The sequence below is a fragment of the Dactylosporangium sp. CA-139066 genome (genome assembly GCF_050936175.1).
In the GTDB taxonomy this organism is placed as follows: domain Bacteria; phylum Actinomycetota; class Actinomycetes; order Mycobacteriales; family Micromonosporaceae; genus Dactylosporangium.
Genome location: NZ_JBNJNH010000001.1, coordinates 8,973,435 through 8,989,315, shown reverse-complemented (window position 1 = coordinate 8,989,315; position 15,881 = coordinate 8,973,435). Strand labels below are relative to the sequence as shown.

13 protein-coding genes are annotated in these 15,881 nt (G+C 74.0%); 10 read left to right on the top strand and 3 right to left on the bottom strand.

Annotation, left to right across the window (positions count from 1 at the left end; all coding sequences use genetic code 11):
* The first annotated feature begins 2 nt into the window (after positions 1-2).
* The 3 genes from ACQEVU_RS41160 to ACQEVU_RS41150 all read left to right on the top strand — a co-directional run bounded on the left by ACQEVU_RS41160 (position 3) and on the right by ACQEVU_RS41150 (position 4,201).
* Positions 3-2,450, top strand: coding sequence for a GH36-type glycosyl hydrolase domain-containing protein (locus ACQEVU_RS41160; protein ID WP_433333558.1), 2,448 nt, complete (start codon positions 3-5; stop codon positions 2,448-2,450).
* Between the two features lie 93 nt (positions 2,451-2,543).
* Positions 2,544-3,611 (top strand): LacI family DNA-binding transcriptional regulator, encoded by a 1,068-nt coding sequence (locus ACQEVU_RS41155; protein WP_433335276.1) that lies wholly within the window; start codon positions 2,544-2,546, stop codon positions 3,609-3,611.
* 95 nt (positions 3,612-3,706) lie between these two features.
* On the top strand, positions 3,707-4,201 hold the full coding sequence (locus ACQEVU_RS41150) for a hypothetical protein (protein WP_433333556.1): 495 nt from the start codon (positions 3,707-3,709) through the stop codon (positions 4,199-4,201).
* 105 nt (positions 4,202-4,306) lie between these two features.
* Here ACQEVU_RS41150 and ACQEVU_RS41145 read toward each other — a convergent pair whose 3' ends face one another.
* Positions 4,307-5,518: an acyl-CoA dehydrogenase family protein gene (locus ACQEVU_RS41145; protein WP_433333554.1), complete on the bottom strand. Its 1,212-nt coding sequence runs from the start codon at positions 5,516-5,518 to the stop codon at positions 4,307-4,309.
* On the bottom strand, positions 5,518-6,612 hold the full coding sequence (locus ACQEVU_RS41140; protein WP_433333552.1) for a phosphotransferase family protein: 1,095 nt from the start codon (positions 6,610-6,612) through the stop codon (positions 5,518-5,520). The genes ACQEVU_RS41145 and ACQEVU_RS41140 overlap by 1 nt, the downstream gene beginning before the upstream one ends.
* A gap of 220 nt (positions 6,613-6,832) precedes the next feature.
* On the opposite strand from ACQEVU_RS41140, the gene ACQEVU_RS41135 reads away from it, so the two are divergent.
* From ACQEVU_RS41135 to ACQEVU_RS41105, 7 genes are all read left to right on the top strand, one after another.
* Positions 6,833-7,603, top strand: coding sequence for an amino acid-binding protein (locus ACQEVU_RS41135; protein WP_433333550.1), 771 nt, complete (start codon positions 6,833-6,835; stop codon positions 7,601-7,603).
* Positions 7,604-7,607: 4 nt separating this feature from the next.
* Positions 7,608-8,141, top strand: a complete 534-nt coding sequence (locus ACQEVU_RS41130; protein WP_433333548.1) for an ACT domain-containing protein — start codon at positions 7,608-7,610, stop codon at positions 8,139-8,141.
* 124 nt (positions 8,142-8,265) lie between these two features.
* Positions 8,266-9,558, top strand: a complete 1,293-nt coding sequence (locus ACQEVU_RS41125; RefSeq protein WP_433333546.1) for a cytochrome ubiquinol oxidase subunit I — start codon at positions 8,266-8,268, stop codon at positions 9,556-9,558.
* Positions 9,559-9,732: 174 nt separating this feature from the next.
* Positions 9,733-10,713, top strand: a complete 981-nt coding sequence (locus ACQEVU_RS41120; RefSeq protein WP_433333544.1) for a cytochrome d ubiquinol oxidase subunit II — start codon at positions 9,733-9,735, stop codon at positions 10,711-10,713.
* A gap of 9 nt (positions 10,714-10,722) precedes the next feature.
* Entirely contained in the window at positions 10,723-12,360 is a 1,638-nt protein-coding gene (gene cydD / locus ACQEVU_RS41115; protein WP_433333542.1) for a thiol reductant ABC exporter subunit CydD, read from the top strand.
* A 232-nt stretch (positions 12,361-12,592) separates the two neighbouring features.
* Positions 12,593-14,536, top strand: coding sequence for an ATP-binding cassette domain-containing protein (locus tag ACQEVU_RS41110; RefSeq protein ID WP_433333540.1), 1,944 nt, complete (start codon positions 12,593-12,595; stop codon positions 14,534-14,536).
* A gap of 41 nt (positions 14,537-14,577) precedes the next feature.
* Positions 14,578-15,279, top strand: coding sequence for a permease prefix domain 1-containing protein (locus ACQEVU_RS41105; protein ID WP_433333538.1), 702 nt, complete (start codon positions 14,578-14,580; stop codon positions 15,277-15,279).
* Positions 15,280-15,476: 197 nt separating this feature from the next.
* Here ACQEVU_RS41105 and ACQEVU_RS41100 read toward each other — a convergent pair whose 3' ends face one another.
* Entirely contained in the window at positions 15,477-15,809 is a 333-nt protein-coding gene (locus ACQEVU_RS41100) for a PadR family transcriptional regulator (RefSeq protein ID WP_433333536.1), read from the bottom strand.
* Positions 15,810-15,881: the final 72 nt, after the last annotated feature.

Below are 15,881 nucleotides of genomic sequence, written 5' to 3'. Positions count from 1 at the left end.
CCGTGCGCTTCGGCCACTTCGACGACGAACGTCGCGAGTATGTGATCGACCGGCCCGACACCCCGCTGCCCTGGATCAACTACCTGGGCACCGAGGCGTACTTCGGCATCATCTCCAACACCGCCGGCGGCTACTCGTTCTACCGCGACGCGCGGCTGCGCCGGCTCAGCCGGTACCGCTACAACAACGCCCCGTTCGACTTCGGCGGCCGCTACCTGTATCTGCGCGACCATGCTCAAGACGGCGCGTACTGGTCGCCGACCTGGCAGCCGACGCAGACCGAGCTGGACGAGTACGAGTGCCGCCACGGGCTGTCCTACACGCAGATCTCCTCGGCCTACCGCAACATCAAGGCCCAGGTGTCGTACTTCGTGCCGCTGGGCGAGACGCTGGAGGTCTGGCGGCTGCGGCTGACCAACGAGCGCAGCCCCGATCAAGCCGACAGCGTGGCCGAGCTCTCCGTCTTCTCCTCCGTGGAGTTCTGCCTCTGGGACGCCCAGGACGACGCCACCAACTTCCAGCGCAACTTCAGCACCGGCCAGGTCGAGGTCGTCGACGGCGTCATCTACCACAAGACGGAGTACCGCGAGCGGCGCGACCACTTCGCGTACTTCGCCTGCAGCGAGCCCCTCGCCGGCTTCGACACCGCCCGCGAGTCGTTCCTCGGCCCGTACCGCTCGTGGGACCGCCCGATCGCCGTCGAGCGCGGCGCCTCCTCCGACTCGATCGCCCACGGCTGGCAGCCGCACGGCTCGCACCACGTGCGCGTCACCCTCGAGCCGGGGGAGACCCGCGAGATCGGCTTCGTGCTCGGCTACTGGGAGAACCCGCGCGACGCGAAGTTCGACCCGCCCGGCTCGCAGACGATCAACAAGCACATGGTGCGCCCGGTCATCGCCCGGTGGCTGCAGCAGGAGACCGTCGACGCCGGCTTCCGTGCGCTCCGCGAGCAGTGGGACGCGCTGCTCGGCGGGCTGCAGGTGGCCACGCCCGACGGCGACACGGACCGGATGGTCAACATCTGGAACGCGTACCAGAACATGGTGACGTTCAACATGAGCCGGTCGACGTCGTTCTACGAGTCGGGCATCGGCCGGGGCATGGGCTTCCGCGACTCCAACCAGGACCTGCTCGGCTTCGTGCACATGATCCCGGAGCGGGCCCGCGAGCGGATCCTCGACATCGCCGCCACCCAGCTGTCCACCGGCGGGGCCTACCACCAGTACCAGCCGCTGACCAAGCGCGGGAACAACGACATCGGCTCCGGCTTCAACGACGACCCGCTGTGGCTCATCCTCGGCGTGGCCGCGTACCTCAAGGAGACCGGCGACACCTCGATCCTGGAGGAGCCGGTGCCGTACGACAACGACCCCGGCTCCGAGCAGCCCCTCTACGACCACCTGCAGCGCTCCCTGCGGTACACCCTGGAGCGCCTCGGCCCCCACGGCCTGCCGCTGATCGGGCGGGCCGACTGGAACGACTGCCTGAACCTCAACTGCTTCTCCGAGACGCCGGGGGAGCCGTTCCAGACGACCGAGAACGCCACCGGCGGCGTCGCCGAGTCGGTGTTCATCGCCGGGCAGTTCGTCCTCGCGGCGCGGGAGCTGGCCGGGATCGCCGCGCTCGTCGGCCGGCCCGGGCAGGAGTACCTCGACGCGGCCGAGAAGATGGCCGGCACCATCGCCGAGCACGGCTGGGACGGCGCGTGGTTCCGCCGCGCGTACGACTTCCACGGCAACGTCGTCGGCTCGGCCTCCAACGACGAGGGCCAGATCTTCATCGAGCCGCAGGGCATGTGCATCATGGGCGGCGTCGGCGTCGAGGACGGCACCGCGGCGACGGCGCTGGCCTCGGTGCGCGAGCGGCTCGCCACCCCGCACGGGATCGTCCTGCAGCAGCCGGCCTACAGCTCCTACCGGGTCGAGCTCGGCGAGATCTCCTCCTACCCGCCCGGGTACAAGGAGAACGCCGGCATCTTCTGCCACACCAACCCGTGGCTCATGATCGCCGAGGCGATCGTCGGCAATGGCGACGGGGCGTTCGACTACTACAAGCGCATCCTGCCGGCCGCCCGGGAGGCGATCAGCGAGGTGCACCGCTGCGAGCCGTACGTGTACGCCCAGATGATCGCCGGCCGCGACGCGCCGACCCACGGCGAGGCCAAGAACTCGTGGCTGACCGGCACCGCGGCCTGGAACTACGCCGCCGTCACGCAGTGGATCCTGGGCATCCGCCCGGAGCTGACCGGCCTGCGGGTGGCCCCGGTGATCCCGGCGGACTGGCCGGGCTTCACGGCGGTCCGCCGCTTCCGCGGCGCCACCTACAACATCACCGTACAGCGCGGCGCGGAGCGGTCACTCACCGTCGACGGCGAGGCCCGGGATCCCGATTCGGTACTCCCCCTCGCCCCCGCCGGTGCGATTTCTGAGGTGATTCTGACGATTTCCTGAAAAGAAGGGCCCTGAAAGAGCAGGGCCCTGAACAAGATTCGTCCGACCGTCGGGTGGCCCGCTGACGGGATGTGCGCACAATGAGGCGTGAACATCCCGTCCACGGGCCGCCCGCGTTCCGCCGGCCGGCCCACGCTCGACGAGGTCGCCCTGCGCGCCGGCGTGGGCCGCGGCACCGTGTCCCGGGTCGTGAACGGCTCGCCCCAGGTGAGCCCCGAGGCCCGCGCCGCCGTGCAGAAGGCGATCGACGAGTTGGGGTACGTGCCCAACCGCGCCGCCCGCGCGCTCGTCACGCAGCGCACCGACTCCGTCGCGCTGGTCGTGTCGGAGTCGGGGGAGCGCGTCTTCGGCGAGCCGTTCTTCGCCGGCATCGTGCGCGGCATCAGCTCGGCCCTGGCCGACACCCAGCTGCAGCTGTGGCTGGCGATGGCGCAGTCGCCGGCCGAGCGCGAGCGGGTCGAGCACCACCTCACCAACCAGCACGTCGACGGCGTGATGCTGCTCTCCCTGCACGACGCCGACCCGCTGCCGCTGCTGCTGGAGCGCCGCGGCCTGCCGGTCGTGCTCGGCGGGCGCCCGGCCCAGATGCTGGCCGACGACGAGCAGCTCAACTTCACCGCGCAGCTGTCGCAGCTGTCGTACGTCGACGCCGACAACGAGGGCGGCGCCCGCATCGCCGTCGGCCACCTGCTGGACCGCCAGCGCCGCCGCATCGCCGCGATCGCCGGGCCGCAGGACATGGCCGTCGGCGTCTCCCGGCTGACGGGCTACCGGGAGGCCCTGGAGCGGGCCGGGCTGGGCGTCGACGAGCGCCTCATCGCGTACGGCGACTTCTCCGAGGCCAGCGGCGAGCGCGCGGTCCACGACCTGCTCGAGGCCGACCCGGCGATCGACGCGGTGTTCGCCGCCTCCGACCTCATGGCCGTCGGCGCCCTGCGGGCCCTGCGCGACCTCGGCAAGCGCGTCCCCGACGACGTGGCCCTGGTCGGCTTCGACGACGTGGCGATCGCCCGCCAGACCGACCCGCCGCTGACCACCGTCCACCAGCCCGTCGAGGCGATGGGCCGGGAGATGGCCCGGCTGCTGATCGCCCGCATCGGCGGTGCGGCATCCTCATCGGTGATGGTCGAGACCCACCTGGTGCGCCGGGCCTCGGCCTAGGACCAGGCCCACCGGCGTCGGACCAGGCATCCGACCGGCAGCGTTTGCCGTTTCTCCGGCGGGGGCATCGGGACTTTGGAGGAGGTGGCAGATCGATGAGCTCTCAGTGGAAGAAGCGGAGGCGCCACGCGGAGAGCGTGGCGGAGGAAGCCTGGGACCATCTGGTGTCCGCGCTCGACAGCGCGCGGGCCTTCGGCGGCACGGTCAAGGAGTTCGGCGGCACGGTCAAGGACCGCGCGTCGGACCTGGCCGACGAGGCCTCGGACCGCTACGGCACGGCGTCGCACCGGGTCGGATCGGCGTACAGCACGGCGTCGGACCGGGTCGGCTCCGTCTCGACGGAAGCGTGGCGGCGGGCCAACTCGGCGCTGGACGCGCTGTCGGGCAAGCGGCCCCGCAAGCCGTGGGGCTGGTTCGCGGTGGCGGTCCTCGGCGGCGTGGCCGTGGGCTGGGCGGTGGCGGCGGCGGCCCCGAGGGCCATCCAGGCCGCGAGCGACCGCTTCTTGGACGGTCCCGACGAGTTCCCGGCGACGGCCGAGCCCCCGGCCCCCTACGACCCGGCCGTGCCCCCGGCGGCCCCGGCCCCCTAGACATCCCCTCGGCACGACAAGGACGACCGCGGACCGGCGCCGTGCGGGGCGCCGATCCGCGGTCGTTGCTCATTGCCGGTCGCGCTTGTCCTGCTGTACCTCCCGCTAGCTGTACTTGCGCAGCTCGCGCCGGGCCAGGGACGCCTTGTGGACCTCGTCCGGGCCGTCGGCCAGGCGCAGCGTGCGGGCGCCGGCCCACAGCTGGGCCAGCGGCGTGTCCTGGCTGACGCCGGCCGCGCCGTAGGCCTGGATCGCCTTGTCGAGGACCCACTCGGCCATCGACGGCACGGCGATCTTGATGGCCTGGATCTCGGTGTGGGCGCCCTTGTTGCCGACCGTGTCCATGAGCCAGGCGGTCTTGAGCACCAGCAGGCGGGCCTGCTCGATGCGCACCCGCGACTCGGCGATCCAGTCCTGGATGACGCCCTGCTCGGCGAGCGGGCGGCCGAACGCGACCCGCTGGCTCACGCGGCCGCACAGCAGCTCCAGGGCCCGCTCGGCCATGCCGATGAGGCGCATGCAGTGGTGGATGCGGCCGGGGCCGAGGCGCGCCTGGGCGATCGCGAAGCCCTCGCCCTCGCCGGCGATGAGGGCGCTCGCCGGTACCCGGACGTTGTCGAAGACCACCTCGGCGTGGCCGCCGTGGGCGGCGTCGGTGTAGCCGAAGACGTGCATGCCCCGCTTGACGGTGATGCCGGGGGTGTCGCGCGGCACGCAGACCATCGTCTGCTGCCGGTGCCGCTCGGCGTCCGGGTCGGTCTTGCCCATGACGATGAAGACGGCGCAGGCGGGGTTCATCGCGCCGGAGGACCACCACTTGCGGCCGTTGATGACGTACTCGTCGCCGTCGCGCTCGATGCGGGTGGCGATGTTCGTCGCGTCGGAGGAGGCGACGTCGGGCTCGGTCATGCAGAACGCCGAGCGGATCTGGCCCTCCAGCAGCGGCTTGAGCCAGCGGTCGCGCTGCTCGGGGGAGCCGAACTGGGCCAGCACCTCCATGTTGCCGGTGTCGGGGGCGGCGCAGTTGAGGGCCTCGGGGGCGAGGTGGGGGCTGCGGCCGGTGATCTCGGCCAGGGGCGCGTACTGCAGGTTGGTCAGCCCGGCCCCGTGCTCAGGGCCGGGCAGGAACAGGTTCCACAGGCCCCGCCCGCGCGCGGCGCGCTTGAGGTCCTCGATGACCGGGGGGCGCGCCCACGGGTCGGCGGCCGACGCGAGCTGCTGCTCCATGACGGCCTCGGCGGGGTACACCTCCTCCTCCATGAAGTCCGTGAGCCTCTCGTGCAGCTCGGCGGTGCGTTCGTCGAAACCGAAGTCCATCAGCCTTCCCCACTGTTCATTGGCTCTCCGCTGTTCGTTGGCTCTCCGCTGTTCATTGGCTCTCCGCTGTTCGTCGGCTCTCCGCGAAGTGCTGCGACACCGGCCCGCAGGAGCGGGGAGACGAGGTCCCCGATCTCGTCGAAGCCGGCCCCGACGGTCTGCCCGTGCGTGTAGCGGTAGTGGATGCCCTCGAGCACGACGGCCAGCTTGTAGCAGGCCAGCCCGACGTACCAGTGCAGGTCGTCGCTCAGCGGCGCCGTGCGCGCGTAACGTTCCAGCAGCTCGTCGCCGCTGGGGAAGCCGGCGGCGGCGCCCAGGCCGTCGGCGATCGGGTTCTTTCCGGTCTTGATGCGGTCCAGCACGTTCCAGTACGCCAGCAGCAGCCCCAGGTCGGTCAGCGGGTCGCCGAGCGTGGCCATCTCCCAGTCGAGCACGGCGGCGACGCTCAGGGTGCCCGGGTCGACGATGAGGTTGTCGAGCCGGTAGTCGCCGTGCACGATGCCGGTGCGCGGGCTGGCCGGCACGGACGCGGCGAGCCGGTCGCGCAGCTCGTCGGCGGCCGGCAGCTCGCGGCTGCGCGACTTCTCCAGCTGGCCGGCCCAGCGCCGGACCTGCCGCTCCAGGAAGCCCTCCGGCCGGCCGAACTGCGCCAGGCCGACCTCGGCCGGGTCGACCAGGTGCAGCTCGGCGAGGGTGTCCATCATGGCGTCGGCGACGCGGCGGCGGCCGGCGTCCCCGAGCGGGTCGGTCTGCTCGCGGTGGCGCAGCACGACGCCGGGCACCCGGGCCATGAGGTAGAACGGGGCGCCGAGCACGCTGTCGTCCTCGCAGAGCAGCAGCGCCTCCGGCACCGGCACGGCGGTCGGGCCGAGCGCCGAGATCACCCGGAACTCGCGGCCCATGTCGTGCGCCGTGGCCAGGACGTGGCCGAGCGGCGGGCGGCGCAGCACGAAGACCTCGTTGACGACGTACGTCAGGTTCGACCGGCCGCCGGCCACCAGCTCGGCCGTCAGCGGGGCGCCGACCAGGCCGGGGGCCTTCTCGTCGAGGTACGTCTGCAGGCGGGGAAGATCGAGGCCGGGCGGGGTGCTCATCCGGCCAGTCCATGGGTGAGACACATTCTCTGTCAAGCACTGCGGCCGAGTTCACCCCGGAATGTCCGAATCGGGGCCTCGGGAAACGTTCCGGCATCGACACCGCTGCGAAACGGCGCGGAAACGGGCGGTAGGCAACCTGGTCAGCAGAACCGGAGAGCAAGGCGTACACCAACGGCGGCGTACATCCAAGCCCAAGGACGAACGGGAGGTCACCCACATGCTGCTGAGGCTGCGGGTTACGTTGCCCGACCGTCCCGGCTCACTCGGGCAGGTTGCCCGGACGCTGGGTGTGGTCGGCGCGGACATCGTTTCGGTCGTGGTACTGGAACGGGTCGGCGGCCGTGCGGTGGACGACTTCACCGTGGTCTGGCCGGCTTCGGGCCCGGTCGACCGCGTGCTCACCGGCCTCGCGGCGATCCCAGGCGTTCGCGTGGACGGTGTGTGGCGCGGCACCGAGCTGTCGGAGCCGAGCAGTGGCCGCGAGGTCGCGCTCATCGGACAGGTGGCGGCGAACCCCGGCAACGGCCTGGCGACGGTCGTTGACGCGGCACCCGCACTGTTCGGCGCGGACTGGGCGGTCGCGATCCAGATCGGACCGGACTGGGCGGGCGGCGGCGCGCGCGCCCGGGCATGGTCCTCCACCTCGGTGATCTGCGCCAGCTGGCGCGCTCCGGATGTCCCCCCACAGGTGGACATCGCACCACTCCGGCCTCGCGCGTTGAGCGCTGCTGACGGCGTACATCTCGCTGTCGCGCCTTTCCAGCGTGGAGGCCTGGTCCTTGTCGTCGGCCGCGGCGGGGCGGACGGCGACGCGGGAGCACCACCGTTCCACGGATCCGAGGTGGAACGGCTGGCGCAGCTGGTCGGTGCTACGGCACTTGTGCTCGGGGAACGGCTGGCGGGGCCCGGTTTGGCGGAACCGGGTGAGGCGGGTGGCTCCGAGCTCGGCGCCCCCGCTCCCGCCGGCACAAAAACCTGGGCGGCGTGACGGCATGACGCTCTGGCGCATCCGGGCGACGGTCGACGACCGCCCCGGCTTCCTCTCCGTGCTCACCGCGAGCCTGGCCCTGCGCAAGGTCAACATCCTCTCCGTGCAGGTGCACACCACCGAGCTCGGCGCCGTCGACGACTTCCTCGTCGAGGCCCCCGACGAGCTCACTGTGGCCGACCTGGCCGACGCCGTGCAGCGCGGCCGCGGCCGCGACCCGTGGATCGCCCCGTCCGACGTGCGCGGGCTCGCCGACGAGCCGACCCGGGTCCTCGCGCTGGCGGCCAAGGTGCTCGACGGCTCGGCCACCCTCGAGGAGGCGATCGCGGCGCTGCTCGGCGACTGCGACATCTCCTGGAAGGCCGGCGCCTCCACCGGCCCGGCCGGTTTCACGGCGACCGGAATGCAGCTGCCGGACCCGGCGGGCGGCACCCTGTACGTTCGCCGGCCGGCGCCGGCGTTCACCCCGGCCGAGTACGCCCGCGCGCAGGCCCTGGTCGAGGTGGCCAAGGTCGGATCGAGACACACGGCGGCCTGACGACAACCGCGGCCTGACCGAACAACCGGAGCGCCCCCTCGTTGATCGAGGGGGCGCTTTTTGTCGCGCGGCGCTACGTGTAGGGTGACGACATGTTGGTAGGGTACATGTCGGGGGGCGACGCATGACAGCCCTGGAGTATGCCCGGCTGCAGTTCGGGCTGACCGCATCGCTGCACTTCCTGTTCGTCATGGTCACACTGAGCCTCGTCGTGCTCGTCGCCGTGCTGCAGACGCGCTACGTGGTGTCGGGCAACCCGGTGTACGGCCGGATGGCCCGCTTCTGGGGGCTGCTGTACGCGATCAACTACGCGGTCGGCATCGCCACCGGGCTGGTCATGGAGTTCGAGATCGGGCTCAACTGGAGCGGCCTGTCCCGGCTCACCGGCGACGTGTTCGGCGCGCCCCTGGCCCTGGAGACGCTCATCGCGTTCGTGCTCGAGTCCACGCTGCTCGGCATGTGGATCTTCGGCTGGGGCCTGGTCCACAAAGGTCAGCTCGGCAAGCGCCTCCATCTGCTGCTGATCTGGGGCGTCGCCGCCACCGCGATGCTCTCGGCGTTCTGGGTGATGGTCAGCAACGCGTTCCTGCAGCACCCGGTGGGGTACGCCCGCGACGCCGACGGCACCGTCCGGCTCACCGACTTCGGCGCGCTGCTCACCAACAGCGCCCTGTGGTTCTCCCTGCTGCACGCCGTGGCCGCCGCCATGACCACCGGCGGCATCCTCATGGCCGGCATCAGCGCCTGGCGCGTGCGCAAAGCGACCTCATCCACCGGACCCGGCCGGCCCGACGACCACGAGCTGTTCCGCCGCTCGCTGCGCCTCGGCGTCCGGGTCGGGCTCATCGGCTCGTTCTTCACCATCGGCTTCGGCTACGCCCAGTTCGGCCCGATCGGCGACAACCAGCCGACGAAGATGTCCGAGGGCGCCAAGGCGCTGGCCGCCCAGGCCGACATGGTCGCCCGCTTCGGCCCCGGCCACTACCTGCCCGGCGACATCGTGCGCACCGCCCTGGACTCGATGATCGGCATCGCCAACCTGCTGTTCCTGCTGCTGTTCATCGTGCAGCTGCTCACGTTCCGCGACACCCTGATCCGCCGCCGCTGGGCCCGGCCCGCGCTGTGGCTGCTCACCGTCCTCATCCCGGTGCCGTTCGCCGCGGCGATCCTCGGCTGGCTGGTGCGCGAGGAGGGCCGCCAGCCGTGGGCCGTCTACGGGCTGCTGCGCACCGCCGACGCCGTGTCGCCGATGAGCGCCGGGGCGCTGCGGGCCTCCACGTTCGGCTTCACCGTCCTCGTCGCCGCGCTCGCCGTCGTCGACTGGTGGCTCCTGGCCCGGGCGGCGGCCCGGCCGCCGGGCGGCGAGTTCGGGGTCGAGGAAGAGAGCCCCGCCGAGCTGCAGGAGGTCGCGGCGTGAGCGGTCCGGAGCGAAGCGGAGGAGCCGTGAACCATATGCACAGTTCGGACTCGCGCCGGCGCCGGAGCGAAGCGGAGGTGGCGGCGTGAGCGGTCCGGAGCGAAGCGGAGGAGCCGTGAACCATATGCACAGTTCGGACTCGCGCCGGCGCCGGAGCGAAGCGGAGGTGGCGGCGTGAGCAATTTGTGGTACGGCATCCTCGGCTTCTGCCTGGTGGCCTACTTCGTGCTCGGCGGGCTCGACCAGGGCGTCGCGATGCTGCTGCCGGCCCTGCGCGGCGACGGCGAACGGCGGGCCGCCCTCAACGCGATCGGCCCGATGTTCCTCGGCAACGAGGTGTGGGCGGTCGGCGCCGCCGGCGTTCTCGTGGCCGCGTTCCCGCGGCTGGACGGCGAGCTGTTCGGCGCCGCCTACCCGGCCGTGGTCGCGATCGTCCTCGGCCTGCTCGCCCTCAACGCCGGCGTCCAGCTGCGCAGCCGCGGCCGGCGGCGGGGCGGCTTCGACGCGCTCATCGCCGCGAGCGGCCTGGCCCTCGCCGCCGGCTGGGGGCTGCTCTTCGGCGTGCTGCTGCACGGCGTCCCGCTCGACGCCGCCGGCCGCGTGCACGGCTACGCGCCGCTGGGCGACCCGCGGGTCTGGCTGACCGCCGCCGCCAACGTGCTGCTCGTCCTCGTGCACGGCGCCGCGTACCTGGGCTGGCGCCTGGAGGAGGGTCCGCTGCGCGCGCGGATGCGCCGGCTCGTCGTGCGGCTCGCCCCGGTCGCGGCCGGCGTGGTCGTGCTCACGGTCGGCGGCTGGTACGCCGCCGCCCCCGACGCGGTGCGCAACCCGGTGGCGGGCACGATCCTCGCCCTCGCCGCCGCCGGTGCCGCGATGGCGGCGAGCTTCCTGGCCCCGCGAGCCGGCGGGCGGGCGTTCGCGGCGACCGCTGTGGCGTGCGCCCTACCGGCCCTCGCGGCCGCGTCGGCGCTGTTCCCGGCCGTGCTAGCGTCCACCCTGGACCCGGGCGCGACGGTCACCGTCGCCGGCGCGGCCGCCGGCGGGGACACGCTGCGGCTGCTCGCCCTCGGCGCGGCCCCGCTCCTCCCGGTGCTCGTCGCCGTCCAGGCCGCGTGCTGGTGGCTGTTCCGGCGCCGGGCGTCGCTGTACTGGTAGGAGCGACAGGTGGACAGAAGGCTGCTGCGTATCGGCCCGGTGCGGCGCTACGCGATCGTGCTGGCCGGCTCCGCGCTGCTGGCCGCGGTGCTCATCGTGACGCAGGCGGTGAGCCTCGCCACGCTGCTGGCCGCGGCGGCCGGCGGGCGGCTCGACCGGGCCGCGCTGGTTGTCGCCGCCGTCGCGGTACTGCTGCGGGCCCTGCACGCCGGCGCGCTGACCGCCGTCGCCGGGCGGGCCGCCGCCGGCATCAAGGCGCACCTGCGTGAGGAGCTGCTCGACTCGGCCGCCCGGCGCGGGCCCGCGTGGCTGGCCGGGCGGCGGGCCGGCGAGCTCGCCACCCTGGCCGGGCGCGGCGTCGACGGCCTCGACGGGTACCTCACCGGCTACCTGCCGCAGGTGTTCCTCGCCGCCTTCGTCCCGCTCGCCACCCTCGGCTGGCTCGCCCTCACCGACCTCACGTCCGCGGTCGTCGTCGCGCTCACCCTGCCGCTCATCCCGGTCTTCGGGATCCTGGTCGGCAAGGCCACCGGCGCCCGCACCGAGCGGCAGTGGGCGCTGCTCGGCCGCCTCGGCGGGCACTTCCTCGACACCGTGCGCGGCCTGCCGACGCTGCGCGCGTTCGGGCGCGGGCCGTCGTACGCGCGCCGGGTCCGGGCGACCGCCGAGGCGTACCGGGCGGCGACCATGCGTACCCTGCGCCTGGCGTTCCTGTCCGCGCTGGTGCTCGAGCTCGTCGCCACCGTCTCCGTCGCGCTCGTCGCGGTGCCGGTCGGGCTGCGGCTGCTGCACGGCGGGCTGAGCCTCACCGCCGCCCTCGTCGTGCTGCTGCTCGCCCCCGAGGCGTACCTGCCGCTGCGGGCGCTGGGCACGAAGTTCCACGCCAGCCAGGAAGGGCTGGCGGCGGCGGCCGAGCTGCATGCCGTACACCTGCCACCTTCGCCGGCCACGACGCAGCCCCGGCTGCCACCGGCGGACGCCGCGGTGGTCCTGGAGCGGGTGGAGGTCCGCTACGGCGACGTCCTCGCCCTGCGCGACGCGGACCTCGCCGTCGAGCCCGGCGACCGGATCGCCCTCGTCGGCCCCAGCGGCGGCGGCAAGTCGACGCTGCTGTCCGTCGTGCTCGGGTTCACGCCGCCGACCGCCGGCCGGGTGCTCGTCGGCGGCGCCGACCTCGCCGCCCTCGACCTGGACGCGTGGCGGGCCCGCCTCGCCTGGCTGCCGCAGCGCCCGCACCTGTTCGCCGGCACCGTCGCCGACAACATCCGCCTCGGCGCCCCCGAGGTCCCGCTCGCCGACGTCGTCGCGGCGGCGCGCGCGGCCGAGGCCGACGGGTTCGTGCAGGCGCTGCCGCGCGGCTACGACACCGACCTGGCCGAGCACGGACTGTCCAGCGGCCAGCGCCAGCGCCTCGCCATGGCCCGCGCCTGGCTGCGCCGGGACGCCGCGCTGCTGCTGTTCGACGAGCCGACCGCCCGCCTCGACCCGTCGAGCGAGGCCGCCGTGGTGGCCTCCGCGGCCCGTCTCGCCGCCGGGCGCACCGCGCTGCTCGTTGCCCACCGCCCGGCGCTGCTGTCGATCGCCACCCGCACGGTGCGCGTGGAAGCGGGCCGGCTCACCGAGGCCCACCCGGCGGTGGCCGCATGACGGCGACCCGGCCCCAGCGCCTCTTTTTCCGGCCTCTTCCCCGGCTTTCGCGGCTTGCCCGGCCTCTTTCCCGGCTTGCCCGGCCTCTTTCCCGGCTTGCCCGGCCTCTTTCGCGGCTTGCCCGGCCTCTTTCGCGGCTTGCCCGGGTTCTTTCGCGGCTTTCCCGGCCCCAGCGCCTTCTTACCGGCCTCTTTCCCGGCTGCGCCGCGGCTTCCCGTCCGGCGGTGGCCTGGTGAAGGCGATCTGGGTCCGGCTCGTCTTTGCCGGCCTCCTCGCGGTGCTGACCGAGGCGGCCGGCGTCGGCCTCGTCGGGACCGCCACCTGGATGATCGTCCGCGCCGCCGAGCGGCCGCCGCTGTCCGCGCTGGCCGTGGCCATCGCGGCCGTGCGGGCCTTCGCCCTGCTCAAGGGCGGCACACGGTACGCCGAACGCCTCGCGAGCCACGACGCCGTCCTGCGCGTGCTGGCGGACCTGCGCGCCCGGGCCTTCGCCGCGCTGGCCGCCCGCGGAGACACCGTCGCGAACGGCGCCGGCCCCTCGAACGGCACTGGCCTCTCGAACGGCGCCGGCCTCTCGAACGGCGGCGGCGCGGCGAACGGCGGCGGCATTGCGAACGGCGGCGTTGGGAACGGAGCTGGCCTCTCGAATGGCGGTGGCAGCGCGAATGGCGGTGGCAGCGCGAATGGCGGTGGCGGTGCGAATGACGGTGGCGGCGTGGGTGGGGGCGTCGGTGCGCACGGGGACTCGCTGAGCCGTGTGGTGTCCGATGTGGACGCCGTGCAGGATCTGCTGCTGCGTGCCGTGCTGCCGGCCGGCGTCGCGGCCGTCGTCGGCGTGGCCGCCGTGGCCGGGGTCGGCGCCGCCGATCTCCGCGCCGGTGTGGTCCTCGCCGGCGGCCTGCTCATCGCCGGGCTCCTGCTGCCGCTGCTCGGCAACGCCCTGAACCGCTCGGGCCCGGCCATCGCGCGCGCCCGGGGCGACCTCACGCAGTCCACTGTGGACCTCACGCAGGGGGCCGCGGAGCTGGTGGCGTTCGGGGCGATGCCGGGTGCGCTCGCCGGGGCCGCGGCCCGTGGGCGGCGCCTCGCCCGGCTCGAGGCCCGCGCCGCCGCCGTGTCCGGGCTCGTGACCGGCGCCGCCGCCCTGGTGCCGGCCGGTACCGCGGTCGCCGTCGGGGTCCTCGCCCACGGCCCGGCCGCGCCGGTCCTCGCGCTCGTCGCCCTCACCGTCGGGGAGGTGGTGGTGCCGCTCGCCACGGCCGCCGCCCGCCACGGCGAGGTCCGCGCCGCCGTGGCCCGCGTCCGCGAGCTCATCGGCACCGCCCATGACGGCACCGCCCGCGTCGGCACCGCCCGCGTCGGCACCGCCGGCGTCGGCACCGCCCGCGACGGCTCTGTCCGCCCCGTCGCGGCCCGAGTCCGCGAGCTTGTCGGGACCGCCCGCCGTGGCGAGGTCCGTGCCGCGGTGACCGGTGGCCGCGGGCTCGTCGGCACCGCCGGCCCGGGCGCGGACGAGCCGGAACTCCGCTCGCTGCCGGGCCCCGTGAGCGTGCGGCTGCGCGGCGTCACCGTCCGCTACCCGCATGGGGCGCGGCCCGCGCTCGAGGGCGTGGACCTCGACCTGCCGGCCGGGCGGCGCGTCGCCGTCGTCGGGGCCAGCGGGGCCGGCAAGTCGACGCTGCTGGACGCGATCGCCGGCCGCGCGCCGGTCGTGGCCGGTGTCGTCGAGGGGCGGCCGGCGGGGGCCGAGCCGTGGCAGGTGGCCGGGGGCGTGTTCGCCGACGCGCACGTGTTCCACGCGTCTGTGCGGGAGAACCTGACGCTCGGCCGGGAGGGGTTCGGCGACGAGGATCTGCGGGGCGCCCTGGCCGCCGCGGGCCTGCCCGAGTACGGCGGCCGCCTCGACGAGCTCGTCGGCGAGGACGGCGCGCGGCTGTCCGGCGGGCAGCGGCAGCGGCTGCTGCTGGCCCGGGCGCTGCTCGACCCGCCGCCGGTGCTGCTGCTGGACGAGCCGACCGAGGGCCTCGACCCGGCGGCCGCCGACGCGGTGCTCGCCACGGCGCTGCGGGCGGCGGGGGAGGGGCGCACCGTGGTGGTGGTCACACACCGCCAGGCCGATCTTGACCGGTTCGACCAGGTGGTACGCGTGGATGACGGGCGGCTCGCCGCAAGCTGAGTGTTGGCGCGCCCCGCGGCGCATGTGGGACCCTTGGACCCGTGGGGGACGTGACCAAAGTCCTTGCCGATCCGGTCGATGTCTACATCGGCTCGCTGGCGGCTGCCCTGCGCGGCCCGCGGGCGACGCGCCTGGAAATGATCACCGAGGCGCGCCACAGCCTTGAGGACGCCGCCGCGGCCTACGAGGACGACGGACTCGAGCCTGCCGAGGCCCGCGCGCGGGCGGTCGCCGAGTTCGGCTCGCTGCGCGAGGTGGTCCCGGGCTACCAGGCCGAGCTCGCCGCGCAGCAGGGCCGGCGCACCGCGCTGTGGATCGCGCTGGTGCTGCCGGTGGTCAACCTGCTCGCCCCGCTCATGTGGTGGGACAACCCGTGGGGCACCGAGCACGCGAGCCACCTCTACTGGGTGCTGGTCGACCACTTCAAGTACACGTCGTTCCTCGCCGCCGCGGTCGCCGCGCTCGTCGTCGCGGGCTTCTCGTGGGGCAGCCGCTACCTGCGCGACGGCGTGCGCTACGCCCGCCGCGTCGGGCTGGGCGCGGTGACGTTCCTGGGCCTGCACGGCCTGGTCGCCGCGGCGGTCGTCGGGCTGAGCGTCTACCAGTGGCCGGCGGCGGCGTCGTGGCCCCCGGTGCTCATCGGTGTCGCGGCCTTCGCGGCCGCGTTCGGCTACGCCGGCTGCCTCGCGGTCCGCTGCGTCTCGTTCGCCGGCACGGCCCTGCGCAACCGGCCGCTCGCCTAGGACGGGGCCCAGGGAAGGCCGCCCGCACAACGCCCGTGCGATTCGTTCGCCGGCACGGCCCTGCGCAACCGGCCGCTCGCCTAGGACAGGGCCCAGGGAAGGCCGCCCACACAACGCCCGTGCGATTCGTTCGCCGGCACGGCTCTGCGCAACCGGCCGCCGGCCTGGGGCAGGCCGCCGGCCCCCAGAGGGAAGGCTCAGGCCGTCGCGGGCGGCGGCAGCAGCACGGAGCCGATCGTCGCCGTGAACTCCTGCCAGGCCGAACGCTCCTCGGCGAGCACCTTGCGCCCGGCGTTGGTCAGCCGGTACGTCCGCCGCTCCCGCCCGCCGACGGTCGACCAGGCGCTCTCGACGTAGCCGGCGCGCTCGAGCCGGCGCAGCGCGGGGTAGACGGTCCCGGTGGGCAGGGACAGCGATCCGCCGCTGCGCTCCTGCAGGGCCTCGATGATCGCGTAGCCGTGGCGGGGTTCGCCGTCGAGCACCGCGAGCAGGAGTGCGTCGAGATGCCCGCGTAGCGCGTCCGCCTTCATGTGTAGCGAGTCTACGGGTTGGTGGCCGCCCGCGCCACGGCAGGGGTTTAGCAACCCGGAGGTTGGGCAGAC

Coding starts and splice junctions, on each gene's coding strand:
- ACQEVU_RS41100 (WP_433333536.1), bottom strand. CDS start 15,809: ATGAAGGCGGACGCGCTACGCGGGCATCTCGACGCACTCCTGCTCGCG.
- ACQEVU_RS41140 (WP_433333552.1), bottom strand. CDS start 6,612: ATGAGCACCCCGCCCGGCCTCGATCTTCCCCGCCTGCAGACGTACCTC.
- ACQEVU_RS41135 (WP_433333550.1), top strand. CDS start 6,833: ATGCTGCTGAGGCTGCGGGTTACGTTGCCCGACCGTCCCGGCTCACTC.
- ACQEVU_RS41130 (WP_433333548.1), top strand. CDS start 7,608: ATGACGCTCTGGCGCATCCGGGCGACGGTCGACGACCGCCCCGGCTTC.
- ACQEVU_RS41125 (WP_433333546.1), top strand. CDS start 8,266: ATGACAGCCCTGGAGTATGCCCGGCTGCAGTTCGGGCTGACCGCATCG.
- ACQEVU_RS41145 (WP_433333554.1), bottom strand. CDS start 5,518: ATGGACTTCGGTTTCGACGAACGCACCGCCGAGCTGCACGAGAGGCTC.
- ACQEVU_RS41150 (WP_433333556.1), top strand. CDS start 3,707: ATGAGCTCTCAGTGGAAGAAGCGGAGGCGCCACGCGGAGAGCGTGGCG.